Source organism: Variovorax sp. V213 (assembly GCF_041154455.1).
Lineage (GTDB): Bacteria > Pseudomonadota > Gammaproteobacteria > Burkholderiales > Burkholderiaceae_C > Variovorax.
Map to the genome: position 1 here is coordinate 5,213,054 of NZ_AP028664.1, position 25,507 is coordinate 5,238,560.

At 67.6% G+C, this 25,507-nt stretch carries 19 protein-coding genes; 8 read left to right on the forward strand and 11 right to left on the reverse strand.

Annotation, left to right across the window (positions count from 1 at the left end):
- Positions 1-58: 58 nt before the first annotated feature.
- From ACAM55_RS24630 to ACAM55_RS24640, 3 genes are all read left to right on the forward strand, one after another.
- Positions 59-6,073, forward strand: a complete 6,015-nt coding sequence (locus ACAM55_RS24630; protein ID WP_369654034.1) for an alpha-2-macroglobulin — start codon at positions 59-61, stop codon at positions 6,071-6,073.
- Between the two features lie 53 nt (positions 6,074-6,126).
- Positions 6,127-8,412 carry a penicillin-binding protein 1C gene (gene pbpC / locus ACAM55_RS24635; RefSeq protein WP_369654035.1) on the forward strand — a complete coding sequence of 762 codons (2,286 nt, stop codon included), beginning with the start codon at positions 6,127-6,129 and terminating at the stop codon, positions 8,410-8,412.
- 76 nt (positions 8,413-8,488) lie between these two features.
- A complete protein-coding gene (locus ACAM55_RS24640; RefSeq protein ID WP_369654036.1) occupies positions 8,489-9,841 on the forward strand; it encodes an esterase-like activity of phytase family protein in 1,353 nt (450 codons plus the stop codon).
- 39 nt (positions 9,842-9,880) lie between these two features.
- Here ACAM55_RS24640 and ACAM55_RS24645 read toward each other — a convergent pair whose 3' ends face one another.
- The 3 genes from ACAM55_RS24645 to speD are packed head-to-tail and all read right to left on the reverse strand — an operon-like array spanning position 9,881 to position 12,386.
- On the reverse strand, positions 9,881-11,275 hold the full coding sequence (locus ACAM55_RS24645) for an aminopeptidase P N-terminal domain-containing protein (protein ID WP_369654037.1): 1,395 nt from the start codon (positions 11,273-11,275) through the stop codon (positions 9,881-9,883).
- Positions 11,272-11,982 (reverse strand): NDP-sugar synthase, encoded by a 711-nt coding sequence (locus tag ACAM55_RS24650; protein ID WP_369654038.1) that lies wholly within the window; start codon positions 11,980-11,982, stop codon positions 11,272-11,274. Before ACAM55_RS24650 ends, ACAM55_RS24645 begins: the two co-directional genes overlap by 4 nt.
- 23 nt (positions 11,983-12,005) lie before the next feature.
- On the reverse strand, positions 12,006-12,386 hold the full coding sequence (gene speD / locus ACAM55_RS24655) for an adenosylmethionine decarboxylase (protein WP_369654039.1): 381 nt from the start codon (positions 12,384-12,386) through the stop codon (positions 12,006-12,008).
- A gap of 135 nt (positions 12,387-12,521) precedes the next feature.
- On the opposite strand from speD, the gene ACAM55_RS24660 reads away from it, so the two are divergent.
- Complete coding sequence (locus ACAM55_RS24660; RefSeq protein ID WP_369654040.1) at positions 12,522-14,633, forward strand: transketolase family protein; 2,112 nt, start codon at positions 12,522-12,524, stop codon at positions 14,631-14,633.
- A gap of 62 nt (positions 14,634-14,695) precedes the next feature.
- Complete coding sequence (gene gap / locus ACAM55_RS24665; RefSeq protein WP_369654041.1) at positions 14,696-15,697, forward strand: type I glyceraldehyde-3-phosphate dehydrogenase; 1,002 nt, start codon at positions 14,696-14,698, stop codon at positions 15,695-15,697.
- 74 nt (positions 15,698-15,771) lie between these two features.
- Here the strand turns inward: gap and ACAM55_RS24670 are convergent, their stop codons facing one another.
- From ACAM55_RS24670 to ACAM55_RS24680, 3 genes are all read right to left on the reverse strand, one after another.
- Positions 15,772-16,371 (reverse strand): hypothetical protein, encoded by a 600-nt coding sequence (locus ACAM55_RS24670; RefSeq protein ID WP_369654042.1) that lies wholly within the window; start codon positions 16,369-16,371, stop codon positions 15,772-15,774.
- Between the two features lie 19 nt (positions 16,372-16,390).
- Positions 16,391-16,954, reverse strand: coding sequence for a hypothetical protein (locus tag ACAM55_RS24675; RefSeq protein ID WP_369654043.1), 564 nt, complete (start codon positions 16,952-16,954; stop codon positions 16,391-16,393).
- Between the two features lie 118 nt (positions 16,955-17,072).
- A complete protein-coding gene (locus ACAM55_RS24680; protein WP_369654044.1) occupies positions 17,073-17,381 on the reverse strand; it encodes a putative quinol monooxygenase in 309 nt (102 codons plus the stop codon).
- A 97-nt stretch (positions 17,382-17,478) separates the two neighbouring features.
- Between ACAM55_RS24680 and ACAM55_RS24685 the strand changes: the two genes are divergently transcribed.
- Positions 17,479-18,807 carry an Nramp family divalent metal transporter gene (locus ACAM55_RS24685; protein ID WP_369654045.1) on the forward strand — a complete coding sequence of 443 codons (1,329 nt, stop codon included), beginning with the start codon at positions 17,479-17,481 and terminating at the stop codon, positions 18,805-18,807.
- 24 nt (positions 18,808-18,831) lie between these two features.
- Here ACAM55_RS24685 and ACAM55_RS24690 read toward each other — a convergent pair whose 3' ends face one another.
- Both ACAM55_RS24690 and ACAM55_RS24695 read right to left on the reverse strand, forming a co-directional pair.
- Positions 18,832-19,173 carry a protealysin inhibitor emfourin gene (locus ACAM55_RS24690; RefSeq protein WP_369654046.1) on the reverse strand — a complete coding sequence of 114 codons (342 nt, stop codon included), beginning with the start codon at positions 19,171-19,173 and terminating at the stop codon, positions 18,832-18,834.
- Positions 19,170-20,240, reverse strand: a complete 1,071-nt coding sequence (locus tag ACAM55_RS24695; RefSeq protein WP_369654047.1) for a M4 family metallopeptidase — start codon at positions 20,238-20,240, stop codon at positions 19,170-19,172. Before ACAM55_RS24695 ends, ACAM55_RS24690 begins: the two co-directional genes overlap by 4 nt.
- Positions 20,241-20,384: 144 nt before the next feature.
- On the opposite strand from ACAM55_RS24695, the gene ACAM55_RS24700 reads away from it, so the two are divergent.
- Complete coding sequence (locus tag ACAM55_RS24700) at positions 20,385-20,675, forward strand: YciI family protein (RefSeq protein ID WP_369654048.1); 291 nt, start codon at positions 20,385-20,387, stop codon at positions 20,673-20,675.
- Positions 20,676-20,697: 22 nt separating this feature from the next.
- Here the strand turns inward: ACAM55_RS24700 and ACAM55_RS24705 are convergent, their stop codons facing one another.
- The 3 genes from ACAM55_RS24705 to ACAM55_RS24715 all read right to left on the reverse strand — a co-directional run bounded on the left by ACAM55_RS24705 (position 20,698) and on the right by ACAM55_RS24715 (position 23,848).
- Complete coding sequence (locus ACAM55_RS24705; protein WP_369654049.1) at positions 20,698-21,915, reverse strand: pirin family protein; 1,218 nt, start codon at positions 21,913-21,915, stop codon at positions 20,698-20,700.
- A gap of 28 nt (positions 21,916-21,943) precedes the next feature.
- Positions 21,944-22,366, reverse strand: a complete 423-nt coding sequence (locus tag ACAM55_RS24710; protein WP_369654050.1) for a VOC family protein — start codon at positions 22,364-22,366, stop codon at positions 21,944-21,946.
- A gap of 108 nt (positions 22,367-22,474) precedes the next feature.
- Positions 22,475-23,848 carry an amidase family protein gene (locus ACAM55_RS24715; protein WP_369654051.1) on the reverse strand — a complete coding sequence of 458 codons (1,374 nt, stop codon included), beginning with the start codon at positions 23,846-23,848 and terminating at the stop codon, positions 22,475-22,477.
- Here ACAM55_RS24715 and ACAM55_RS24720 point away from each other — a divergent pair.
- Positions 23,847-25,493, forward strand: a complete 1,647-nt coding sequence (locus tag ACAM55_RS24720; RefSeq protein ID WP_369654052.1) for a CHAD domain-containing protein — start codon at positions 23,847-23,849, stop codon at positions 25,491-25,493. The genes ACAM55_RS24715 and ACAM55_RS24720 overlap by 2 nt on opposite strands.
- The last annotated feature ends 14 nt before the right edge of the window (positions 25,494-25,507 follow it).

Here is a 25,507-nt window from a genome sequence, read left to right on the forward strand (position 1 = left end):
CTCTTCACAGATCGCCGGCAGACTGCCAGGCGCCAACAAAAACATCGGGGGAGCTTCCATGCTTCAGGTTGCGAATCGAAAACTCGCGTCGCTCAGCGACGTGCTCTTCACCGGGCTGGGCCGCGCGCTCGGCTTCCTGCGTCCCCTCGCGCGTGGACTCATCGGTTCCTGGCGACCCCCGGGCTGGCTGCGCATCGTGGGTGCGCTTCTTCTCTTCGGACTGCAGTGGCTGCAGCAACGGCTGGCCTGGTTGGTAGTGCTTGCCCTGGTCGTGCTGGCCGGCTGGATGGCGAGCCCGCACGTCTTGAAATGGTGGCACGGCCTCACGCCCGACCGCGTCGAACCCGTGGTCGCCACCGCGCAGATCGTGCCGCCGCCGCGCACGCAGATCGAAATCGACAAGGGGCCGAACCCGCTCGTCATCAACTTCTCGGCCTCGGTCGCGCCGATTGCGCGCATCGGCCAGGAGGCGGCCGGCATCAGCATCGAGCCCGCCATTGCCGGGCGCTGGACGTGGAGCAGCCAGAAGAAGCTGGAGTTCCTGCCCGCGCAGGACTGGCCGGTGGGCCAACCGTACAAGGTGCAGCTTGCGAACAACGCGCTGGCAACGCACATCGAGATGGCGCTGCGCAAGTACGAGTTCACCTCGCCCGAGTTCAGCGCGCGCATCGCGAGTGCCGAGTTCTATCAGGACCCCGTGCAGGCGAACGTGCGCCGCGCCCTCTTCCGCGTGAGTTTCTCGCACCCCGTGAACACGGCCGAGTTCGAGAAGCGCCTGGTGCTCACTTACGACCAGGCCTGCGGCACCTCGTTCTTCGGCGTGGGCAAATGCACCGGCGAGAAGTTCACGGTCAGCTACGACAGGCTGCGCCTCGCTGCCACCCTCCAGTCCGAGCCGCTGCCCATCCCCGAGAAGACGCGTCCCGTGGTGCTCAGCCTCGCGGCCGGTGCGGTCGCACAGAAGGGCGGCCCCGGCCAGCGCAACGACATCTCGCGCGCCGTCGACATCCCCGGACTCTTCAGCTTCGACATCGCCAGCGTCGAGCCCACCATCGTCACCGGCGAGAACGGCGAGCCCGAGCATGTGATGCACGTCACCGCGTCGATGCCGGTGCACGAGCGCGAGATGGCGCGCGTGGTGCAGGCCTGGCTGCTGCCCGCCACGGAAGAAGCCAAGGGCGATCCGGACGAGAAATTCGACTGGTCCGCCGAGCCCGCGAAGGTCACCGACGCCGTGCTGCGCCGCGCGAAGAAGCTCGCCCTGCAGCCCATCGCGAGCGAGCGCGAAGTGAGCGAGATGGTCAGCTTCCGCATGCCCCAGGCCGAAGGCGGCCGCTACCTGCTGGTGCGCGTGGCCAAGGGCCTCAAGACGCCGGGCGGCTACCAGCTCGGCGCTGCGCGGCAGGAGGTGCAACTGCTCAAGACCTTCGCGCCCGAGCTCACCATCATGAGCCAGGGCTCGCTGCTCGCGCTGTCGGGCGAACGCAAGCTGCCGATCCTGGTGCGCGACCTGCCGGGCATCCGCCTGGAAATCGGCCGCCTGCTGCCGCAGCAGCTGCAGCACCTGGTCACCCAGACCAACGGCGACTTCGCGCATCCGCAGTTCAACGGCGGCTTGCAGTCGGACAACCTGGTCGATCGCTTCCAGAAGGAGATTCCGCTCAGCATTCCCGCCGGCAAGGCGCACTACGAAACCGTCGACTTTGCCGAGTACCTGCGCAGCGACGTGGCCGACCGCCGCGGCGTGTTCCTGCTCAAGGTGCAGGGCTACGACCCCAAGGCCAGGAAGAAAGCCGAAGGCGATGCCGCACAGGCTCAGCCGGAAGAGGCGCAAGAGGAGCAGTCTTCCGAAGGCGAGGGCGACCCCGAAAGCGGCAACCCCGAAGACCAGAAGGACCAGCGCCTGGTGCTCGTCACCGACCTGGGCATCGTCGTCAAGAAGTCGCTCGACGGCACGCGCGACGTGTTCGTGCAGAGCATCGCCAATGGCCAGCCCGTGGCCGGTGCCCTGGTCGAGGTGTGGGGCCGCAACGGCATGATCATCGCGTCGCAGGCCACCGGCGCCACCGGCACCGCCAAGCTGCCGAACCTCGCCGGCTACCAGCGCGAGAAGGCGCCCGTGGTGCTGGTGGTGCGCAAGGACGGCGACCTGAGCTTCCTGCCCTTCAACCGCAGCGACCGCACGCTCGACATCTCGCGCTTCGACGTCGGCGGCCTGCGCGCGGCCGGCGTGCCGAACCAGATGACGGCCTATGTGTTCAGCGACCGCGGCATCTACCGCCCTGGCGACACCATGCACATCGCGATGATGGTCAAGGCCGGCAACTGGGGCACGTCGCTGCGCGACCTGCCGCTCGAAGCCGAGATCATCGACGCGCGCGGCCTCAGCGTGCGGCGCGAAAAGCTCAAGCTCGGCCCTGGCGGCGCGGCGGAAATCGCCCACGCCACGCAGGACACGTCGCCCACCGGCAACTACACCGTCAACCTCTACCTGCCGCGCGAATCCTCGCCCGGCAACCCCGAGGTGCAGGGCCTGCTGCTGGGCAGCACCACGGTGAAGGTGCAGGAGTTCCTGCCCGACCGCACCAAGGTCGTCGCCAAGCTCAGCAGCGAAGCGGCCGAGGGCTGGGTCAAGCCCAAGGACCTGAAGGCGCTGATCGATGTGCAGAACCTCTTCGGCACGCCCGCGCCCGGCCGCAAGGTGGAAGGCACGCTCACGCTGAGCCCGGCCTTCCCGGTGTTCCGCGCGTTCGCCGATTACGCCTTCTTCGATCCGCAGCGCGCCACCGAAAAACAGGTGGACGACCTCGGCAGCGTGCAGACCAGCACCGAAGGCAAGGCCGAGTTCGACCTGCGCCTCTCGCGCTTCGATGTCGCCACCTACGAGGTGCACGTGCTCGCCAAGGCCTTCGAACCCGAGGGCGGGCGCAGCGTCTCGGCCGAGGCCCAGACGCTGGTGAGCGACATGCCCTACCTCGTGGGCGTGAAGGTCGACGGCGACACCAGCTACGTGAGCAAGGGCGCCGCGCGTAATGCCACCGTGATCGCGATCGACCCGCAGGCGAAGAAGACCGCCGTGGCCGACCTGAAGATCGAGCGCGTCGAGCGCAAGGTGCTGTCGGTGCTCGTCAAGCAGGACAACGGCCTCTACCGCTACGAGTCGCGCAAGAAGGAAATCGTGCTCGACGAGAAGCCGCTGGCCATCGTCGCGGCTGGCAACACCATTGCGCTCAACACCGCCGCGCCCGGCAATTTCGCCTACGTGGTGCGCAACGCCGGCGGGCTGGAGCTCAACCGCGTGGAGTACAGCGTGGCAGGCAACGCGAACGTCTCGCGCTCGCTGGACCGCAACGCCGAACTGCAGCTCACGCTCGACCGCAAGGACTACGAGCCGGGCCAGGAGATCGAGGTCAGCATCCGCGCACCCTACGTGGGCGCCGGCCTCATCACGATCGAGCGCGACAAGGTCTACGCCCATGCCTGGTTCAAGACCGACAAGACCGCTTCGGTGCAGAAGATCACGCTGCCCAAGGAGTTCGAAGGCACCGGCTACGTCAACGTGCACTTCGTGCGCGATCCGGCCTCCGACGAGGTCTACATGAGCCCGCTGTCGTACGGCGTCGCGCCCTTCGCCACCAGCCTGGCCAAGCGCACCGCCAACCTGCAGCTCACCAGCAGCGAACTCGTCAAGCCCGGCCAGACCGTGAAGATGAAGCTCGCCAGCGACAAGCCCACGCGCGCCGTGCTGTTCGCGGTGGATGAAGGCATCCTGCAGGTGGCGCGCTACAAGACGCCCGATCCGCTCAAGCACTTCTTCCAGAAGCGCGCGCTCGAGGTCGGCACGCTGCAGACGCTCGACCTGATCCTGCCGGAGTTCAAGAAGCTCATGCAGGGGGCGGCGCCCGGCGGCGACGGCGAAGGCGAGCTGGGCAAGCACCTGAATCCGTTCAAGCGCAAGCGCGACAAGCCGGTGGCCTACTGGTCGGGACTGGTCGACGTGAACGGCAGCCGCGAGTTCAGCTACACCGTGCCCGAGAGCTTCAACGGCAGCCTGCGCGTGATGGCGGTGGCGGTGAACGACGAGACCACCGCCGCCAAGAGCACCCGCACCGTGGTGCGCGGCGACATGGTGATCCTGCCGAACGCACCGCTCGCCATGGCGCCCGGCGACACGGTCGAAGTGGGCGTGGGCCTCGCCAACAACATCGTGGGTTCGGGCAAGGAGGCGCCCATCGCGCTCACGCTCACCGCCTCGGGCGGGCTCGAAGTGGTGGGCGATGCCACGCAGACGCTCAAGGTCAACGAGCGCGGCGAAGCGAGCACGAAGTTCAACGTGCGCGCCAAGCCGGGCGAGCAGGCGGTGCTGGGTTCTTCCGCGCTGGTGTTCACCTCGGCGCACAAGACCTTCAGCGCACGCCTGTCGACCGAGGTGAGCGTGCGCCCGGCGTCGCCATTCGTCACGCTGGTGCAGGCCGGCAGCTTCCAGCGCGCGGGCGAGTTGAGCAGCAAGGCCGACCTGTACCCGAACTTCCGCAAGAGCGATGTGGCGGTGTCGGCCGCGCCGTGGGCCTTTGCGACCGGCCTCATGCAGTACCTGGAAGCCTACCCGCACGGCTGCACCGAGCAGATCACGAGCCAGACCTTCCCGGCCGTGCTGCTGTCGGGCCGCCCCGAGCTGGTGAAGGAAATGGCACGCGGCCGCACCGCCGAGCAGGGCCCGATGCCCGAGGCGCGCAAGACCTTCGAGCGCTATCTCGTGCAGCTGCGCGCGCGGCAGACGGCCGATGGCGGTTTCTCGCTGTGGCCCGGCGCCGGCACCGATGCCTTCGCCACGCTCTATGCGGTGCACCTGCTGGTCGAAGCCAAGGACCACAAGCTGCCGGTGCCGCAAGACCTGCTGCAGAAGGCCAACACTTACCTGCAGGGCTGGCTCGGCAGCGGCGACGCCTCGCTCGACGGCTGGCGCCAGCGCACGCAGGCGGCCTATCTGCTGACCCGCCAGGGCATCATCGCGCCGGCCGCATTGGCCAACCTGCGCGAAGCCTGGCGCACCCAGCAGACACGGCAGACCCAGGGCTGGAGCGACGACCTCGGCGCCGTGTACCTGGCCGCGAGCTACCAGCTCGTGAAGCAGGAACAGGTGGCCAACGAGCTGCTCAACCCGGTGTGGTCCGACCTGCTCGCGCGCACCGAGAAGAAGCAGCGCCGCAATGTCTGGGGCGCCTACTACGACCCGCTGGTGCACGACAGCATGATGCTGCACCTGGTGGGCCGCCACTTCCCGTCGCGCCTGAAGACGCTGAAGCCTGCGGTGTGGGAGGGCATGGGCGCGATGGTGCGCGATGGTTGGTACAACAGCCTGTCGTCGGCCTCCATGCTGCTCGCCGTCGATGCCTACTTCGAGGCAGTGGCGCAGAACGCCGAGGGCAAGCTCACGGCGCAGACCGTCAACGCGCAAGGCCAGGCTGCGGCGCTCGCGCTGGGTGCGGTGAACCCGATCACGCGCGCGGCGGTGCCCGCCGGCACCGCGAAGCTCAAGCTGTCGAACGACAGCGACTTCAACCTCTACTACAGCTGGGCCGAACAGGGCTTTGAACGCAACGTGCCCGCCACGCCGGTGAACCAGGGTCTCGAGATCTTCCATGAAGTGCTCGATGCCAAGGGCAACCCGGTCACCAAGGCCAGGCTCGGCGAAGAGGTCACGGTGCGGGTGCGCGTGCGCAGCCTGGAGCGCGCGCAGCTGAGCGACGTGGCGCTGGTCGACGTGCTGCCCGGCGGGCTGGAGCCGGTGCTGCAAGCCGTGGGCGACGACGAGGAAGCCAACGCCGACGCGCCGATCTGGAAGAAGCGCCTGGGCGGCAGCGGCTCGTGGAAGGTGCAGTACGCCGACATCCGCGAAGACCGCGTGGTGTTCTACGGCGGCGTCGGCAAGGACCTGCTCGAAGTGACCTACAAGGCGCGTGCCACCAACGTGGGCGACTTCGTGGTGCCCGCGGCGTATGGCGAAGCGATGTACGACCGGCGCGTGTATTCGCGCTCTGCGGGTGCACGCTTCCAGGTGGTGGCGAATTGACCATGGCGAGCCCCGGTCTTCCTCCCTCTCCCACTGGGAGAGGGAGGAAGACCTTGGTCGCCTTCGTGGCGGTTGCCTTGCTGCTCGCGCTGCTGCGCTTCTGGCCCCACGCACCGCTGAGCGAAACCGTCGGCAGCTCCCGCGCCGTGTACGCGCAAGGCGGCGAGTTGCTGCGCCTCACGCTCGCAAGCGATGAGCAGTACCGCCTCTGGGTGCCGCTCGACCGGATCTCGCCGACGCTGATCGACGCGGTGCTGCTCTACGAAGACCGGCGCTTCTACGCACACCCCGGCGTCAACCCCGCCGCGCTGGTGCGCAGCGCGTGGCGCATCGCCAGCGGCGCGCGCAGGCAGGGCGGCTCGACGCTCACGATGCAGCTTGCACGGCGTATCTACGGCATCGACAGCCGCACGGCCATGGGCAAGGTCGCGCAGATCGGCGCAGCCCTCTGGCTGGAGGCACGCTTCAGCAAGCGCGAGATCCTGGAGGCGTACCTCAACACCGCCCCCTACGGCGGCAACATCGAAGGCGTGCAGGCCGCGAGCCTCATCTACTTTCGCAAGGATGCCGCCAAGCTCAGCCTGCCCGAAGCGCTGACGCTCGCGGTGATTCCGCAGAACCCCGTCAAGCGCATCGCCGAGCGCGGCCGCAATGCCGAGCTGCAATCGGCGCGCGAGCGGCTGTGGGCGCTGTGGGCCGAGCGCGATCCGGCGGCGAAGCAGCACGCGCCCGACGCGCAGCTCGCGCTCTCGGCGCAGTCGCGCGGCAGCCTGCCTTTTCTCGCGCCGCACGCCACCGACATGCTGCTCGCGCAGGAGCGTGGTGTGCAGGAGATCCGGACCACCATCGACCTGCGCATGCAGGCCACGCTCGAACGCGTGATGGCCCAGTACCTGCGCACGCACGCCGACGTGGGCATGACCAACGCGAGCGCGCTGCTGCTCGATGCCTCGACCATGCAGGTGCGTGCGCTGATCGGCTCGGCCGACTGGCACAACGACGCCATCGCGGGCCAGGTCAACGGCACGCAGGCCAAGCGTTCGCCGGGCTCCACCCTCAAGCCCTTCATCTATGCGCTGGCGCTCGACCAGGGCCTGCTGCATCCGAAGACGATGCTGAAGGACGCGCCGACTTCCTTCGGCCCCTACACGCCGGAGAACTTCGACCACCGCTTCGCCGGCCCGCTGCCCGCGCAGGAGGCGTTGATCCGCAGCCGCAACATCCCGGCGGTGGCTGTGGCGGCGAAGCTCTCGAAGCCCGGGCTCTACGACTTCATGCGGCTTGCGGGCGTGTCGAAGCTGCAGAGCGAATCGCACTACGGCCTGGCGCTGGTGCTGGGCGGCGGCGAGGTCACGCCCGAGGAGCTCGCGGGCCTCTACGCGACGCTGGCCAACGGCGGTGTCTCGCAGCCGCTGCGCTACACGCAGCCCGCGCCCGACGAGCGGCCGGCCCAGCCGCTGCGCCTATTGAGCGAGGAGGCTTCGTTCATCACGCTCGACATGCTGCGCCACACGCCGCGGCCCGACACCACCCTGCCCGCGCGCCCCGCCATCGCGTGGAAGACGGGCACCTCCTGGGGCTTCCGCGATGCGTGGACAGCGGGCGTGTTCGGCCGCCATGTGCTCGTGGTGTGGGTCGGCAATTTCGACGGAACGAGCAACCCTGCACTGGTGGGCGTCGACGCGGCCGCCCCCCTGTTCCTGCGCATGGTCGACGCATTGCGCGCCGAGCGGCTCGATCCCGGCGAGGTCGCCACGCGGCAGCCTCCGGACCTGCGCCAGGTCGAGGTCTGCACCGCGACGGGCGGCCTGCCCGATGCGCTGTGCCCGGTGCGCGCCACCACGTGGTTCATCGCCGGCAAGTCGCCGATCCAGGTCAGCAACCTGCATCGCGCGGTGTGGGTCGACGAGACGACCGGCCAGGTGGTGTGCGGCCCGCAGCCCCATGCACGCCAGCAGGTGGTCGAGCAATGGGGCAGCGACATGCGCCGGCTGTTCCGCCAGGCCGGGCTGCCGCGCGCGAGCCTGCCGGCCGATGGCTGCGAGAAAGGCAATGCCTCTACAGAGACCGCGCCGCTCATCACCTCGCCGCTGCGCGGCGTGCGCCACACGCTGCGGGCGAAGAAGCCCGAGCCGCTGGTGCTGCGCGCCGAAGCGGCTGCGGGCACGCAGACGATCTACTGGTTCGCGGACGATGCGCTGATCGGCCGCGCCGCGCCCGGCGAGGGCATCACCTGGATGCCCGACCTCGCGGATTCGGGCCGGCGCTACATGCTGCGCGCTGTCGACGACCAGGGGCGCGCCGAATCGCGCGAAGTGACGGTAGACATCGCGCCTTGACCCGGACGGATGTCATGGCCGCGTCACGCGGAATTGGCATGGTCTCGCGTTTCGACTGAAACCTTTCTTCTTGCTCATGACGCGCCTCGCCTCCCTCTCTTTCATCGCCCTTGCCGCCGCGTTCGCCTGCTGCAATGCCGCCGCGCAGACCGCCTTCCCCGCGACGCTCGCCGGCCACGCCGTGCTGCCCGCGCAGAGCTTCGTGGCCGCGCCCAAGGATGCGCCGGCCGACCTGCAGGCCAGCGGCAAGTTCACCTCGGGCAAGCGCGTCGAGGCGCTGGGCACGGTCGAAGGCCTCTCGGCCGGCCGCGGCACGGGCGTCTCGGTGCCCTTCAAGGGCCAGCCGCTGCAAGGCCACTCGGGCATCAAGAAGATGGACGACGGTTCGTTCTGGATACTCACCGACAACGGTGCCGGCGCCAAGGCCAACTCGCCCGACTTCATGCTCTACCTGAACCACTACAAGGTGGACTTCAAGAGCGGCAAGTTCAACCGCCTGAACACCATCTTCCTGCATGACCCCGACAAGAAGGTGCCCTTTCGCATCGTTCACGAAGGCACGAAGCAGCGCTACCTGACCGGCTCCGATTTCGACCCCGAGAGCTTCCAGTTCGCCGGCGGCGCGCTGTGGATCGGCGAGGAGTTCGGCCCCTTCGTGATCAAGGCCGACTTGAAGGGCAAGGTGCTCGCGGTGTTCGATACGCTGGTCGACGGCAAGGCCGTGCGCTCGCCCGACCATCCGGCCGTCACCACGCCGGGCGCGCCGGGCGGTACGGTGGATTTCCAGGTCAAGCGCTCCAAGGGCTTCGAAGGCATGGCCTCGTCGAAGGACGGCAGCAAGCTCTACGCGCTGCTCGAAGGCCCGGTGTGGAACGCCGAGACGAAGGATTACGAGAAGCTGGACGGCAAGGAAGCGCTGCGCGTGCTGGAGTTCGACGTGGCGTCTGAAAAATGGACGGGTCGTCATTGGCAGTACCCGCTCGAAGCGAACGGCCACGCCATCGGCGACTTCAACATGATCGACGCCACCACCGGCCTCGTCATCGAGCGCGACAACGGCGAGGGCACGAGCGACAAGGCCTGCCCCGAAGGCCAGAAGCGCACCGACTGCTTCCACGACATCGCGAAGTTCAAGCGCGTCTACAAGATCGAGCTGAACGACGCCAACGTAGGTGGCCCGGTGCGCAAGATCGGCTACATCGATCTGCTCAACATTGCCGACCCGGCCAAGCTCGCGCGCAAGCCGCTCAATGACGGGGTGCTCAAGTTCCCGTTCTTCACCATCGAGAACGTCGACGTGGTCGATGCCACGCACATCGTGGTCGGCAACGACAACAATCTGCCGTTCTCCAGCAGCCGCGAGCCGAACAAGGCGGACGACAACGAGCTGGTGCTGCTCGAAGCGGGCGCGCTGCTGCAGGCGAAGTAACAAAGCCGCTGCGATGCCATCGGCGTCGCAGCGGGGCGGTCACGCTCGCATCAGCGCCTCGATCTCGTCCGCCTTCACCGGTACGCCGCGCGAAATGAGTTCGCAGCCCGTGGCCGTGACGATCGCGTCGTCCTCGATGCGGATGCCGATGTTGTGGAACTGCTCGGGCACGCCTTCGCCGGGCCGCACGTAGATGCCGGGCTCCAGCGTCAGCACCATGCCGGGATGCAGGATGCGGCTCGGCCGGTTCTTGATGACTTCGTTCGACAGCGGATCCTTGCGCTCGCTCACCTCGCCCACCTGCGTGGGCTCGACGTAGCTGCCGCAGTCGTGCACGTCCATGCCGAGCCAGTGGCCCGTGCGGTGCATGTAGAACTGGAAGTAGGCGCGGGTGTCGATCACGTCGTCCACGCTGCCCACCTTGTTGGCGTCGAGCAGGCCCAGGTCGAGCATGCCCTGCGCCAGCACCTTCACGGCCGCATCGTGCGGATCGTTGAAGCGGTTGCCGGCCTTGGTGGCTGCGGCCGATGCGTCCTGGCTGGCCAGCACCAGGTCGTACAGCGCGCGCTGCGGGCCGCTGAACCTGCCGTTGGCTGGAAAGGTGCGTGTGATGTCGCTCGCATAGCCGTCCAGTTCGCAGCCTGCGTCGATCAGCACCAGCTCGCCGCTTTGCACCGGCGCCGCGTCGGCGCGGTAGTGCAGCACGCAGGCATTGGCACCCGCCGCCACGATGGAGCCGTAGGCCGGGTATTGCGAGCCGCCGAGGCGGAACTCGTGCAGCAGTTCGGCGTCCAGGTGGTACTCGCGCACGTCCTTGCCTTCGCGCAGCATGCGGGCCGACAACTGCATCGCGCGGATGTGGGCGCGCGCGCTGATCTGCGCGGCGCGGCGCATGATGTCCTGTTCGTGCGCGTCCTTCACCAGGCGCATTTCGTCCAGCGGTCCGCACAGGTCGCGCTGCTCCTCGGGGCACAGTGCACCGTAGCGCACGCGCGCGCGCACCGATTGCAGCCAGCCGTCGATGCGGGTTTCCAGGCCCTTGTGAATCGCGAACGGAAACCACACGGTCGACTTGTTCTCGAGCAGCTTCGGCAGCCTGGCGTCGAGGTCGTTGATCGAAAAGGCTTCGTTCACGCCAAGCGCCGCGGGAGCCGCGTCGGGGCCCAGGCGATAGCCGTCCCAGATCTCGCGCTCCAGGTCCTTGGGCGCGCAGAACAGCGCCGCGCGGCCGTCGCCCGCGAGCACCAGCCAGGCATTCGGCTCGGTGAAACCGGTCAGGTAATAGAAGTAGCTGTCGTGCCGGAACAGGAAATCGCTGTCGCGGTTGCGCTGGCGCTCCGGCGCGGTCGGCACGATGGCGATGCCGTCCTTGCCCAGTTGCGAGGCGAGGCGAGCGCGGCGCTCGGCGTAGATCTTGTTGTCTTCTGAGGTCATCTTGGCGTGTTCAGTTGAAGAAGCCGTTCGGGCGTTCCCACATCGGTCCAGGGCCCGGCGTAGAGCTCGGCGCTCACGAGTTCATTGTCCATCGCGGCGCGCAGGATGGGTGCCAGCGGGGCTTTGGCGCCCGCGGGGTTGCCGGGGGGAATGTCGCAGTAAGGCGGCGCAAAGAGCGCAGCGCGGTACAGGCCGATGGTCGAGAAGGTGTATTTTTCGGCCGCCGAATTGAGCGCCAGCCCCCCGGCGGAGAGGCCGAAATCGCCCTTCGGGTTGTGCGCCGGGTTCGGCACCAGCCACAGGTGGGCGAGCTTGCCGCTGGCCGCGAAGCGGTCCACCGAGGCTTGAGTGAAGGCGAAATCCGGTGCGAACACATCGCCGGCCGCGACCCAGAAAACCTCGCCCAGCCGGGGCAGCGCGCGCACGATGCCGCCGGCCGTTTCCAGCGCTCCACCAAAGTCGCGGCCTTCGTCGGAATATGAAATTGATAGCGCGCCGCGTCCACTCAGCAAGGGTCTGGCGCCGAACCGGCTGGAAATCTTCTCGCCAAGCCAGTCGGTGTTGACCACCAGTTCGGTGAAGCCGCCGGCGGCCAGCGCCTCCATCGGCCATTGCATCAGCGGCTTGCCGCGCACTTCGAGCAATGGCTTGGGCGTGGTGTCGGTCAGCGGCCGCATGCGCTCGCCACGGCCTGCGGCAAGGATCATCGCCCGAACGCAAGCCCGGGTGCTCACGCCGCGACCTTGCCGCGCAGCAGCTCGTTGCGTTCGCTGTGGCCGGGCTTGAACAGAGAGACCAGGCATTCCATGAGCGCATGCGCCTTGGCCGAATGGTCGCCGCCGAAGTTGCACACATACACGTCGAGCGTGGCCCCGCGCTGTTCGGGCCAGGTGTGGATGCACAGGTGCGATTCGGCCAGCAGCACCGTGGCCGTCACGCCGCCCGGTCCCCCTGGCGTGGCCGGAAACCCGTGGACCAGCTGGCCTACCGGCTGCAGCCCGGCGGCGGTGACCGCCTTGAGGCAGACGGCGCCGAGCGCCTCCTTGTCGGTCAGCCATTGCATCCCGCATTGGCAGTCGTGGAGATCGGCGGTGAGGTGCAGCCCATGCATGGGTGGCAACTCTAGCAGTCCGGGCGCCGCCAAAGAACATCGGCCGCGTGTCGAGGGCGTATTGAAGGGGGCGGGAGCGAGCCCGGTAAAATCGCGGGTTCCCCCCAATCCACATTCCCCGAAAGTCCTCCGCCCATGGCAAACCAAGCCCTGATGGCCAACGCGATTCGCGCGCTGGCCATGGATGCCGTCCAACAAGCAAACTCCGGACATCCGGGCGCACCGATGGGCATGGCCGACATGGCCGTCGCACTCTGGGGCGAGCACCTGCGCTACAACCCGGCCAACCCGCACTGGTTCGACCGCGACCGCTTCGTGCTGTCGAACGGCCACGCCTCGATGCTGCTGTACTCGGTGCTGCACCTCACCGGCTACGACCTGCCCCTCGGCGAGCTCAAGAACTTCCGCCAGCTGCACAGCAAGACCGCGGGCCACCCGGAAGTCGACGTGACCCCCGGCGTGGAAACCACGACCGGCCCGCTGGGCCAGGGCATCACCAACGCGGTGGGCTTTGCATTGGCCGAGAAGCTGCTTGCGGCCGAGTTCAACCGCAAGCACCACGCCATCGTCGACCACCACACCTACGCCTTCCTGGGCGACGGTTGCATGATGGAAGGCGTGAGCCACGAAGCCTGCGCGCTGGCCGGCGCCTGGCACCTGAACAAGCTGATTGCGCTGTACGACGACAACGGCATCAGCATCGATGGCCAGGTGAAGCCCTGGTTCATCGACAACACCGAAGAACGCTTCAAGGCCTACGGCTGGAACGTGATCGGCCCGATCGACGGCAACGACGCCAAGGATGTGTCCAAGGCCATCGCCAAGGCGAAGAAGGAAGACTCGAAGCCCACCCTCATCATCTGCAAGACGCAGATCGGCAAGGGCAGCCCGAACCGCGCCAACACCGCCAAGGCCCATGGCGAGCCGCTGGGCGCCGAGGAAATCACCCTCACCCGCGCCGCGCTGAACTGGCCGTACGCGGCCTTCGAAGTGCCGGAGGAAGCCTACGCCGACTGGGACCACAAGGCCGAGGGCGCCAAGGCCGAAGCCGCCTGGAACGACAAGTTCGACGCCTACGCAAAAGCCTTTCCCGAACTCGCCGCCGAGTTCACGCGCCGCATGCGAGGCGAGCTGCCCAAGAACTTCCACCAGGTGGCGTTCGACACCGTGGTGGCCGCCCACACCAAGGGCGAAACCGTGGCAAGCCGCAAGGCCAGCCAACTCGCGCTCGAGGCCTTCACCGCCGCGCTGCCCGAAATGCTCGGCGGCAGCGCCGACCTCACCGGCTCCAACCTCACCAACACCAAGAGCACCGCTGCAATGCGCTTCGATGCGAAGACCGGCACCGTGGTCATGGACGTGCCGGTCCAGCAGCCCAACCAGGGCGCCGAGGACGAAGCCGCACCCGAGAGCACAGCCGACAACGCCGAGCCGCCCCACGGCGTGATCGGCCGGCACATCAACTACGGCGTGCGCGAATTCGGCATGGCGGGCATCATGAACGGTGTCTCGCTGCATGGCGGCTTCATTCCCTACGGCGGCACCTTCCTGACCTTCAGCGACTACAGCCGCAACGCCATCCGCATGGCCGCGCTCATGAAGCGCCGCGTGGTGCACGTGTTCACGCACGACTCCATCGGCCTCGGCGAAGACGGCCCCACGCACCAGTCGATCGAGCACGCCGCGTCGCTGCGCCTGATTCCGAACCTCGACGTCTGGCGTCCGGGCGACACGGCCGAAACCGCCGTGGCCTGGGCCGTGGCGCTGCAGAACCAGTCGCGCCCCACCGCGCTGCTGCTGAGCCGCCAGAACATCGCCTATGCGCCGAAGGGCGACCTCGGCGACATCAGCCGCGGCGCCTATGTGCTGTCGGAACCCGAGGTCGTCGGCCTCAAGAGCAAGAAGACCGCCGCGGTCATCATTGCCACCGGTTCCGAAGTGCAATTGGCCCTGGCCGCGCAGAAATTGCTGGCCGAGAAGAAAATTGCGGTGCGCGTGGTGTCGATGCCCTCGACCACCACCTTCGATCGCCAGGACGTGGCCTACAAGAAGAGCGTGCTGCCCAAGAAGCTGCCGCGCATCGCCGTCGAAATGGGCTGCACCGGCGGCTGGTGGAAGTACGGCTGCGCAGCCGTCGTGGGTATCGACAGCTACGGCGAGTCGGCACCGGCCTCGGCGCTGTTCAAGCATTTCGGGTTCACGGCAGAGAACGTTGCCGCCACGGTCGAAGCCGCCCTGCGCGACTGAGCCCGGCCCGGCGCTTTCTTTCTGTTCGATCAAAAAGTTTTTCAACCTTAGGAGCAAATCAGATGGCTATCAAACTCGGTATCAACGGCTTCGGTCGCATCGGTCGCAACGTGCTGCGCGCAGCGGTGCAGAACTTCAAGAACGAGATCGAAATCGTTGCCATCAACGACTTGCTCGAGCCCGACTACCTGGCCTACATGCTCCAGTACGACTCGGTGCACGGCCGCTTCAAGGGCGAAGTCACGGTTGAAGGCAACACCCTGATCGTCAACGGCAAGAAGATCCGCCTCACGCAAGAGCGCGACCCGGCGCAACTGAAGTGGAACGAAGTCGGCGCCGACATCGTGCTCGAATCCACCGGCCTCTTCCTCACCAAGGAAACCTGCCAGAAGCATCTCGAGGCAGGTGCCAAGAAGGTGATCATGTCGGCCCCGTCGAAGGACGACACCCCCATGTTCGTCTACGGCGTGAACGACAAGAAGTACGCCGGCGAAGCCATCGTCAGCAACGCCAGCTGCACCACCAACTGCCTGGCGCCGCTCGCCAAGGTGCTGAACGACAAGTGGGGCATCAAGCGCGGCCTGATGACCACGGTGCATGCGGCCACGGCCACGCAGAAGACCGTCGACGGCCCGAGCAACAAGGACTGGCGCGGCGGCCGCGGCATCCTGGAAAACATCATTCCCTCGAGCACCGGCGCCGCCAAGGCCGTGGGCGTGGTGATCCCGGAGCTCAACAAGAAGCTCACCGGCATGAGCTTCCGCGTGCCGACCTCCGACGTGTCGGTGGTCGACCTGACGGTGGAGCTGGAGAAGGAAGCCACCTACAAGGAAATCTGCGCCGAGATGAAGTCGCAGAGCGAAGGCGCGCTCAAGGGTGTGCTGGGCTACACCGAAGACAAGGTGGTGGCCACCGATTTCCGCGGCGACCCGCGCACCTCGATCTTCGACGCCGAAGCCGGCATTGCGCTCGACGGCACCTTCGTGAAGCTCGTGAGCTGGTACGACAACGAGTGGGGCTACTCGAACAAGTGCCTCGAAATGGTGAAGGTCGTTTCGAAGTAAGGCTTCGGAGCTCCAACGAAAAACGCGCCCTCTTGGGCGCGTTTTTTCATGGGCTCGCGGAAAAAGGAATCGCGTCAGCGCAGCTTCTCGTTCCGCCGGATCTCGCTGCTGAGCTGCGAGGTCATCCGCGTTGCCGCGCGCCGGGCGGCCAGCCCGTAGTCGCCGTTGAACTCGCCGAACTCCGCCGTGCCGTTGCCGACCGCGCGCACGCGGGTGACCTCGGCGCCCGCGGCATTGCTCACCACGCAGCTGACCTCGGCGGTGAACGACGTGGGCGGCCATGTGACCCAGGAGGACGAGCTCGAATCGGTCTTGATCTGCGGCGTGAACACCAGCGACACGCCCGCCGCCTCGTTGGCCTTGGCATCGCCGGCGGTGCGCAGCACGACCACGTCGCGGTACACCGCGCGCAGCGCATCGCGAATCGACTTTTCGAGGTCGCGGTACGGGTAGTAGCTCACGCGGTCGCCACTGCCGCCGGCGGTGGTCACCTGCTGGTCGCGCTGGGTGTCGGTCATCACGTAGGCCACCTTCTTCGGGATGAGATGGGCCGTCGCGCGCGGCGGCGCCGTTTCCGTGATCATCGTGATCGGATGGGAGCAACCTGCCACCGCGATGGCCAGGGCGACAGCGGCCAACAGGCGAGTGGCCGAAGAAGAATGAAGAGACGGCATGCTGCGGCTTGCTCCGGTTCTAGGGCGCAATGGCCGCGACGAACTGCGGGTCGGCATACATCTGGCGCAGCAGCGCCCGCACCAGCCGTGGGTAGGCGGCCTGCCCGGCGGGCACGGCCACGATGTTCGCGTAGCTCGAATCGAAGGCGATCTCGCCGCGGTAGGTCTTGCGCAAGCGCTGTGCGGCCGCACGCGTCACGACCACTTCCACGTCCATGCGGCCGTTGCCGTTGATCACGCCAAGGTCGAGCTCGTTGACCAGGATCCGCGCCGCGATGCGGGTCGGCGCCTTGGGGTCGTAGGCCGATATCTCTCCCAGGTCGCGCATCAGCGCGTCTTCCAGGTATTGCGCGAAGGTGCCGCTGGGCGATACCAGTTTCGCGCGGCGCAAGCTCAACGTGTTGATGCCGTCGTTCGGATCCGTCGGCTGCACCTTCGCCACGGCCACCATGCCGGGGCGCGCGGCTTCGAGCCGGTCGAGCGCCTCGTAGTCGGCCGCGTAGGGCGGCGCTGCAAGCTGCGCGCAGCCGGACACCAGCAGCCCCGCGGCCAGCGTGCCGAGCGTTGCGATGAAAGCGCGCAAGCGCAAACCTTGCGGTCTGAAGAAGATCGCCATGCGTTGTATCCCTCCTCGAGATGCCTGCTCCCGGCGCGAGGGTAGCAGGCATTGCGCCGCGCGCGAAGGCCCGCTGGCGGACCGCTCAGACCGGCTCGAGCACGTGGATCAGCTTGCTCTCGACCAGTTCCTTCGTCCTGGCGCCGTGCGCCGCCATGTGCGGTGCCACCGCGTGCGCCTGCAGGTGGGCCAGCGTTTCCCACTTCTCGATGACCACGAAGGTCTCGGGCCCGAAGCTGGCTTTCGATGTCGGAACGCCTTGCGCATCGATGGCGGCGCCGTATTCGATGCAGCCCTCTTCGGCCAGCACGGCCGCGCGGTTGGCGGCAAAGGCTTCGAGCAGTTTGGCGCGTTGGCCCGGCTTGGCGGTGATGACGGCGACGACGTGGATCATGGAAAAAAGCTCCAGTGTGGTTGTGGATGGCAATCGCCGAATCTAAAAGATCCGCAGCCTGGGCGCGGGTCCCGCGCGCGACCCTATCATCGCGCGCATGTTCTTTCCCCTGCCCCGCACGGCCACGGCGCCGTTCTGCCCTTCCGAAGTCAAAGGCAGCGTGGCGGTCCCGCAGGACCTGCCCTTCGGCAAGAAGCTGCTGCGCTACGCCGGTCCCGGGCTGCTGGTGTCGGTGGGCTACATGGACCCGGGCAACTGGGCGACCGACATCGAGGCCGGCTCGCGCTTCGGCTACGGCCTGCTCTTCGTGGTGCTGCTCGCGAGCCTGGCGGCCATGCTGCTGCAGACGCTGTGCGTGCGGCTCGGCCTCGTGGCGCAGAAAGACCTGGCACGCACTTGCCGCGAGCACTATTCGCCGCGCGTCGGCCGCTTCTTGTGGCTGGGCGCAGAGCTCGCCATCGTGGCCTGCGACCTGGCCGAGGTGCTGGGCAGTGCGCTGGCATTGCATCTGCTGTTCGGCGTATCGATCCCGGTCGGCATTGCCATCACGGCGTTCGACACGCTGCTCGTGCTGGGGCTCCAGGGCGCGGGCTTCCGGCGCGTCGAGGCCATCGTGCTCGGGCTGGTGGGCACCATCGCCGGTTGCTTCGTGGTGGAGCTTGCGATGTCGCAGCCCAACTGGTTCGGCGTGGCGATGGGCTTTGCGCCGAGCTTCGAGCGGCTGCAGCAGCCGGGCGCGCTGTACCTCGCGATCGGCGTGGTCGGCGCCACGGTGATGCCGCACAACCTGTACCTGCACTCGTCCATCGTGCAGACCCGGCTGGTGGCCGACACCGATGCGGCGCGCCGCGAGGCGGTGCGCTTCTGCACCTTCGACGCGGTGTTCTCGCTGTCGCTCGCGCTGCTGGTCAACGCGGCCATCATGGTGCTGGCGGCCAGCGCCTTCCACAGCACCGGCCATGTGGAAGTGACCGAGATCGACTATGCCTACCGCCTCATCGAGCCCATCGTGGGAAGCGCGTTCGCGGCCACGCTGTTCGGCATTGCGCTGCTCGCCTCGGGCCAGAGCTCGACCTTCACCGGAACCATCGCGGGCCAGATCATCATGGAAGGTTTTCTCGACCTGAAGATCCCATGCTGGCAGCGCCGCCTGATCACGCGGGCGCTGGCGCTCGGGCCGGCCTTTCTCGGTGTCTGGTGGTTCGGCGATGGCGGCGTGGGCAAGATGCTGGTGCTGAGCCAGGTGGTGCTGAGTTTCCAGCTGCCATTTGCCATGTGGCCGCTGATCCGCTTCACGAGCAGCCGCGCGCTGATGGGCAGCTTTGCCAATGGCACGCCGGTCAAGCTGCTGGCCTGGGGGCTGTTCGGTCTGATCAGCTCGGCCAACGTCTGGCTGGTGGCCTCGACGGTTCTTGGCGGGCTTTGATCTGAAGCCCGGCCGACCGGGCGTTCAGCGGTCGGCGGCGTCTTTCCAGAGGTGCACCAGCGCTTCGGGCGCCTCGGTCTCGGGCACCTCGAAGCTGATTGAACCCGAATGGGCGGTGGCACTGTGCATCACCAGCTCGACGCGGTAGAAACGCTGGTCGCCGCCCGGCGAGCCGGGGCCGCCGCCGCTCTCTTCCGCATGCGGGGCAGCGCTTTGCAACGCCTCTCCGATCTGCTGGCGCAGTTCCTCGCTGCAGTTGCCCAGCTGGTAGCTGCGCGGGCGCGAAAGGCCCGGCAGGTAGGCAACGCCGCCTTCGCGCGTCACCCGCACGACCGAAGCCTGGTCCAGGGGCGGAAGCTGAATCATGATGGTGTGACTCCCACGGTGTTCCAGGCGGCGCCAACGGCCTTGTGCACCGTGCTGTCGGCGCCGAAGCGCCTGGCCGCATTCTCCACGCTCAGTTGCGCGAAGGCCTCGAAATCGGCGTCCTGGCGCAGCCGCCGATCGCACACCGTGTCGTACCAGACGCGGCCCGCGGTCTCCCATGCCGGGCCCGGAATGGCCGTGGCAGCGAGGTAGAAGGCGCGGTTCGGAATGCCGGAATTGATGTGCACGCCGCCATTGTCCTGCCGCGTGGCGACAAAGTCTTTCATATGGGCAGGCTGAGGGTCTTTGCCCAGCACCGGGTCGTCGTAGGCCGTGCCGGGCTCGGCCATCGAGCGCAGCGCGCGCGCCTCCACCTTGGCGGTGAAAAGCCCCGCCCCCACCAGCCAGTCGGCCTGCTGCGCCGTCTGCTTCAAGAGGTGCTGCTTGACCAGGACACCGAACACGTCGCAGATCGATTCGTTGAGCGCGCCCGGCTGCCCCTGGTAGACCAGGCCCGACTCGTGGTCGATGACGCCGTGCGTGAGCTCGTGGCCGATGATGTCCACCGCGATGGTGAAGCGGTTCATCACTTCGCCGTCGCCGTCGCCGAACACCATCTGCCTGCCATTCCAGAAGGCGTTGTCATAGTCGTTGCCGTAATGCACGCTGCCGGTCAGCGGCATGCCCGCGCCGTCGATGGAGTCGCGCTCGTAGATGTCGTGGTACAGGCGGTAGGTGGCGCCCAGGTAGTCGTAGGCCTCGTCGGCGGCGATGTCGCCGGTGGCGGCCTGCCCTTCGGAGCGCACCAGCCTGCCGGGCAGGCTCATCGCGTGCTCCGCGTCGTGGATGGCGCGCGCGGGCGAGCCCCGCCGAAGGTAGCGCGGCGCCGGACCCGATGACACGCCCTTCGAGGCCGTCGCTTCGCGAAGACCGCGGTGTTCGCGGTCGATCATCAGCGTCTGGGCCGCCCGTGCGCTGGCATGCGCGCTGGCACGTTCCGCCAGCCGGTCCAGCAGGTACGGCGGTACGAAGCTGGGTGGCAGAAGGGGCGGCGATCGAAGCGGCATGGAGACTTTCCTCGAACGGTGGGAACGGTAGAAAAGACGGTAGCAGAAAGCCGTAAAAACTGGATCACTCCGTTACTTCTGGTGTCACGCAATGCCACGGGCAGGCCATAGGATCGGAGTCCCGATCCACTTGCCGCTTTTGCCATGTTCATCGTCACCCTCACCTACATCCGCCCCCTCGAAGAGCTCGATGCTTTGATGGACGGGCACATGGCGTGGCTTAGAAAACACTATGAAAGCGGACTCTTCCTGGCCTCGGGCCGCCAGGTGCCGCGCAAGGGCGGCGTGATCTTCGCGCGGTCGGGCGAGCGGGCCGCGCTCGAGGCGGTGCTGGCACGCGACCCGTTCGTGCAGAACGGCGTGGCGACGACCGAAGTGATCGAGTTCGTGCCGAGCATGACCGCTCCCGCCACCGAGATCCTCAAGACCGTTTGACGCGGCCCCGGGGCTGCGCGCTTCAGGCCCCCGGCGTTTCCTCGCGTCCGCCAGGGTGCCGCGCAAAGCGCGCGGCGCCCCGGCTGTGCACCGGTGCCGGATCGTCCCAGGGCCAGCCGCCGAACTGCGTGCGGCGGTAGTCGTCCAGGGTCTGGCCGATCTCGGCCTGCGTGTTCATCACGAACGGGCCGTACTGCACCACCGGCTCCGCGATCGGGCGGCCCTGCAGCAGCAGGAACTCGCTTGCTTCGCCGTCGCCATTGAGCAGTTCCACGGACGCATCGGCACGCAGCTCGATGGCGGCCGGGCCTTCCACGCGCTGGCCCGCGACGTGCGCGACGGCGCCCTTGAAGAAATACAGCATGCGCCGCGTGCCTTCGCCCGCGGCCGCCGGCAGCGTCCATTGGGCGCCGGGCGTCATCTTGAGCGTCCAGATCGCCACGTCGGCATCGGCCTTTGCAGCCCATGAAGCGGGCGGCGGCGCGAGCGGCGCAATGGGCGTGGCCGGTTCCTGTCCGTTGCCTGCAGCGTCGCCGAACCGGCCCGCGATCACCGCGACTTCGGTGCGGCCGCCCTTCGCGTCGTCCGATGCAAAGCGTGGGATCGCTTCGGACCAGAACATCGTGAAGTGCGGCTCGGCCATCTTGCTCTTGGCCGGCAGGTTGAGCCAGATCTGGAACAGCTCCAGCGGGTTGGGCGCGTTCGCATCGAGCAGCGGAAACATCTCCGAATGCACGATGCCCTTGCCGGCCGTGAGCCACTGCACATCGCCGCCGCCGAAGCGCGCGGTGGCGCCCAGCGAATCGGAATGGTCGACCAGCCCCTTGCGAACGATGGTCACCGTCTCGAAACCCCGGTGCGGGTGCGAGGGAAAGCCCGGCACCGTCTCGCCGTGGTACATGCTCCAGCCGTCCTTGCGGCTGAAGTCCTGGCCGATCTGGCGGCCCGCCAGCGAGGCCTCGGGCCCCATCCGCGCGTTGGCCCTGGGATAGGCGTCGTCGTGATAGACGCAGAACAGGAACGGATCGATCGTCTGCCACGGAAAGCCGAGCGGGCTCACCTGCAGGACGGGGCTGCGGGCTTCTTCATCAATGTTGTTGCTGGACACCTCGGTATTCCTTTCCGTTGGTTGCGCCGCCGAACGCAGGGCGGCGCTGATCTTTGGAATATCGGGGCTCGCGCGCTTTAAGGAAGCCCCCTTTCGCGCAACAGTGAGAAGCGCATATGGAACGATGGGCATCGTTCTCGCTTTTTTTCAGCGCCGCGGCTCACGCGTTCTGGTGGGTCACTTCGGCGTTCGGGTCCATGTACATCAGCTCCCACAGGTGGCCGTCGATGTCCTGGAAGCCGTGGCCGTACATGAAGCCGTAGTCCTGCGGCTCGCGTGGCACCGTGCCGCCCGCGGCCACGGCCTTGGCCACCATCTCGTCGACCTCGGTCCGGCTTTCGCACGAGAGGCACAGCAGCACCTCGGTGCTCTTGCTGGTGTCGGTGAGGCTCTTGCTGGTGAAGGTCTTGAAGAAGTCTTCGACCAGCAGCATGGCGTGGATGCTGCCCTCCTGAATCACCATGCAGGCAGCGTTGGCGTCGGTGAATTTCTCGTTGAAGGTATAGCCCAGCGCGGCAAAGAAAGCCTTGGACTTCTCGAGGTTCTTGACGGCGAGGTTCACGAAGATTTGCTTGTTGGCCATGGTTGTCTTCCTGTTTCGGTGAAGGGTTGGATGGAGGTGTTTGCCGGCGCTTTGTGTACGCCGTCCACAAAAGATATCAAAGAAAATGGACGGCGTCCACATTATTTTTCAAGCACTGTTCTCCGTCAGCAACCGGGCCAGGGCGATGGTGCTGCGGTCCTCGAAATACGGACCGACGATCTGCACGCCCAGCGGCAATCCGCCCTTCGTGAAGCCTGCAGGAACGACCGTGGCCGGCAGTCCGCCCAGGCTCGCCAGGGCAGCCCAGGCGCCCAGCGCGTCATACGGTGTCTCGACTCCATCGACAGTGAGTGTTCGCTTGCAAAAATCAGGCTCACTCACATGCTCGAAGGCCGCGCAGCCGACCGCCGGACACAACACCGCGTCGAACTGCGTGAACAGCGCGCGCAGCTGCGCCCGGATGCGCGTGCGCGTGGCGAACAGGTCGAACCACGCTCGCAGCGACATCTGCGAGCGGCCGCCCGGCTCGACGTGCGCGAGCACGGTCTGCACGGTCTGGTCGTAGGTGTCACCGATCTCGGCCAGATCGGGCAGCAGATCGGATGCCTCGGCCACCAAGGCGCCCGCATTCGCCAGTCGCCGGCCGGCACCTTCGATGGCGGCGCGCACCTCCGCCGCCACGGCGGCCTTTGGATGCGCCGTGACCAGGAGCACGCGCCATTCCTTTGCGGCCGTGCGGCGCGGCGCAGGCAGCGCGAAGCAGCCCCTTGCCACATGGGCCGCGTCGGGCCCGGCCAGCACCCCGAGCGCCAGCAGGAGGTCGTCCGCGCAATGGCCGATCGGCCCGATCACCGAAGGCAACCCGGCCGGCGCCTCCTCGGTACCGGGAAACGCGAAGCCGCGGGTCGGCAGGAGCCCGGCGCTCGGCTTGTGCGCGTACACGCCGCAAAAGCTCGCGGGAACACGCAGCGAACCCGTCAGGTCGCTGCCCAGTTCCAGCGCCGCCATGCCCGTGGCCACCGCGACGGCGCCGCCGCCCGACGAGCCGCCCGGCGTGCGCAAGGGGTCGAGCGGGTGCAGCGTGCGGCCATACACCCGGTTGTCGCACTGCCAGTCGGCCAGCGCGGGCGGCACGTTGGTCTTGCCCAGAATCACCGCGCCCGCCGCCTTGAGGCGCTGCACGGCAACGGCGTCATGCGGCGGAACGAAATCGCGGAACGGCGGAAGGCCCCAGCAGGTCGGCAGGCCCGCGACGTTGAAGGCTTCCTTGACCGTCATCGGCACGCCCAGCAGCGGCCGGCGCTCCCCGCGCGCGAGCGCCGCATCGGCGTCGGCGGCCTGGCGCCGCGCGCGGTCGAAATCGCGCACCACCACTGCGTTGAGCGCGCCATCGAGGGCTTCGATGCGGGCGATGGCGGCTTCGCAGAGTTGCGCGGCGGTCAGCTCCCTGGCGGCCAGTGCCTTGGCCGACCGGGCGGCGCCCGCGGCAAGCAATGCTTTGGGGTCGGATGTTGTGCTCATGGCGAAGACGGGCATCATGACCGTCATGGAAATCGAGTTCAAGTTTCATATTCCCGCGGGCCGCCTGAAAGCCGTCGAGGCCGCCCTGCGGCGCGGTACCGTGGTGCGGACCCGCCTGCAGGCGCGCTACTTCGACACCGCCGACCAGGCGCTGGCCGCGCAAGGCATCGTGCTGCGGCTGCGCAAGGAAGGCCCGCGCTGGGTGCAGACCGCCAAGGCCACGGGCGACAACGCGTTGCACCGGCTCGAACACAACGTCGACCTTGGCGCCGCAGCGGGCAGCGGCGCGGTGCCGGCCATCGACCCGCAGCGCCACCAGGGCACGCCCGTGGGCGACCGGCTCGCCAAGGTGCTGGCCGCGAGCGGCGCGCCGCTGGTCGAGCGCCAGTCCACCGACATCGTGCGGCTCACGCGCGACGTGCGCACGACCGGGGCCGGCGGCGCCGTGGTCGAGCTGGCACTCGATGTCGGCAAGGTCGTTGCCCACGCGGGCACGCCCGAGCAGCGCGAATCGCCGGTGTGCGAGCTGGAACTCGAACTCAAGCGTGGCAACGTGCAGGGCCTGGTCGCGCTCGCACGCCGCTGGTCGCAGCAGCACGGCCTGTGGTTCAGCACCGTTTCCAAGGCCGAGCGCGGCGCGCGGCTGCTGGCAAAGCTCGACGTGGTTCCGGCCGTGAAAGCCGAGACGCCGCGCTTTGCCGAAGAGAAACACGACCACAAGCTCGATGGCCGCGCCATCCAGCAAGCCGTGGTCGCCTCATGCCTCGCGCAGATGCTGCCCAACGCCAGCGAAATTGCCGCGGGCAGCAGCGACGAGGAGCAGATCCATCAACTGCGCATCGGCATCCGGCGCCTGCGCACGGCGCTGCGTGAACTGGCGGGACTCGACGAACGTACCGATCTTTTCAACGGCGCCGAATGGGAGCCGCCGCTGGTCGAGGCCTTTCGCGCGCTGGGCGTGCTGCGCGACCGCGAGCAGGTGCTAAAGCTGGCACAGCCGCAACTGCGAGACGCGGGCGCGCCCGAGTTCGATCCGCTGGCCGGCGACGATGCGGCAGCGGCCCACGCGCCTTCGCCTGGTGAGGTCGTGCGCGCGCCGGCATTTCAATCGGTGCTGGTTTCATTGATCGGGTTCACCGCGATGACGGCCGCGGAAGCCGAGCCCAAAGGTGGCGCCGAAGCATCCGAACAAGCCCCCTCGCCATCGGGGCCGCTGGAGGCCGGCGATGCGCGCCGCTCTCTGCGCAAGCGCTTGAGGCGTCTGCATGAACAGATCGTGCGCGATGGCCGGCGCTTCGAGTCGCTGGCTTCCGAAGACCAGCACCGCACGCGCAAGCGGCTCAAGCGCCTGCGCTATCTCGCCGAGTTCGTGGCGCCGCTGTTCGCCGATGCGGACGATAAAAAAAAGTCAGCCGCCGAGCGCTACCTGGAGCGGCTGCGCCCGGCGCAAGACGCGCTGGGCGAGTTCAACGACGAAGCGGTGGCGCTCGCGCTCTATCGGGAAGCCACCCAGCGAGATGCCCGCGCGTGGTTTGCGGTCGGCTGGTTCAGCGCACGCCATGATGCGGGCGCGAAAGCGTGCCGCAAGGCGCTGGGCAAGATCGAGAAGGCGCCGCGGTTCTGGAACAAGAAAAAGCAGAGCTAGGCAGCTGACCCCGC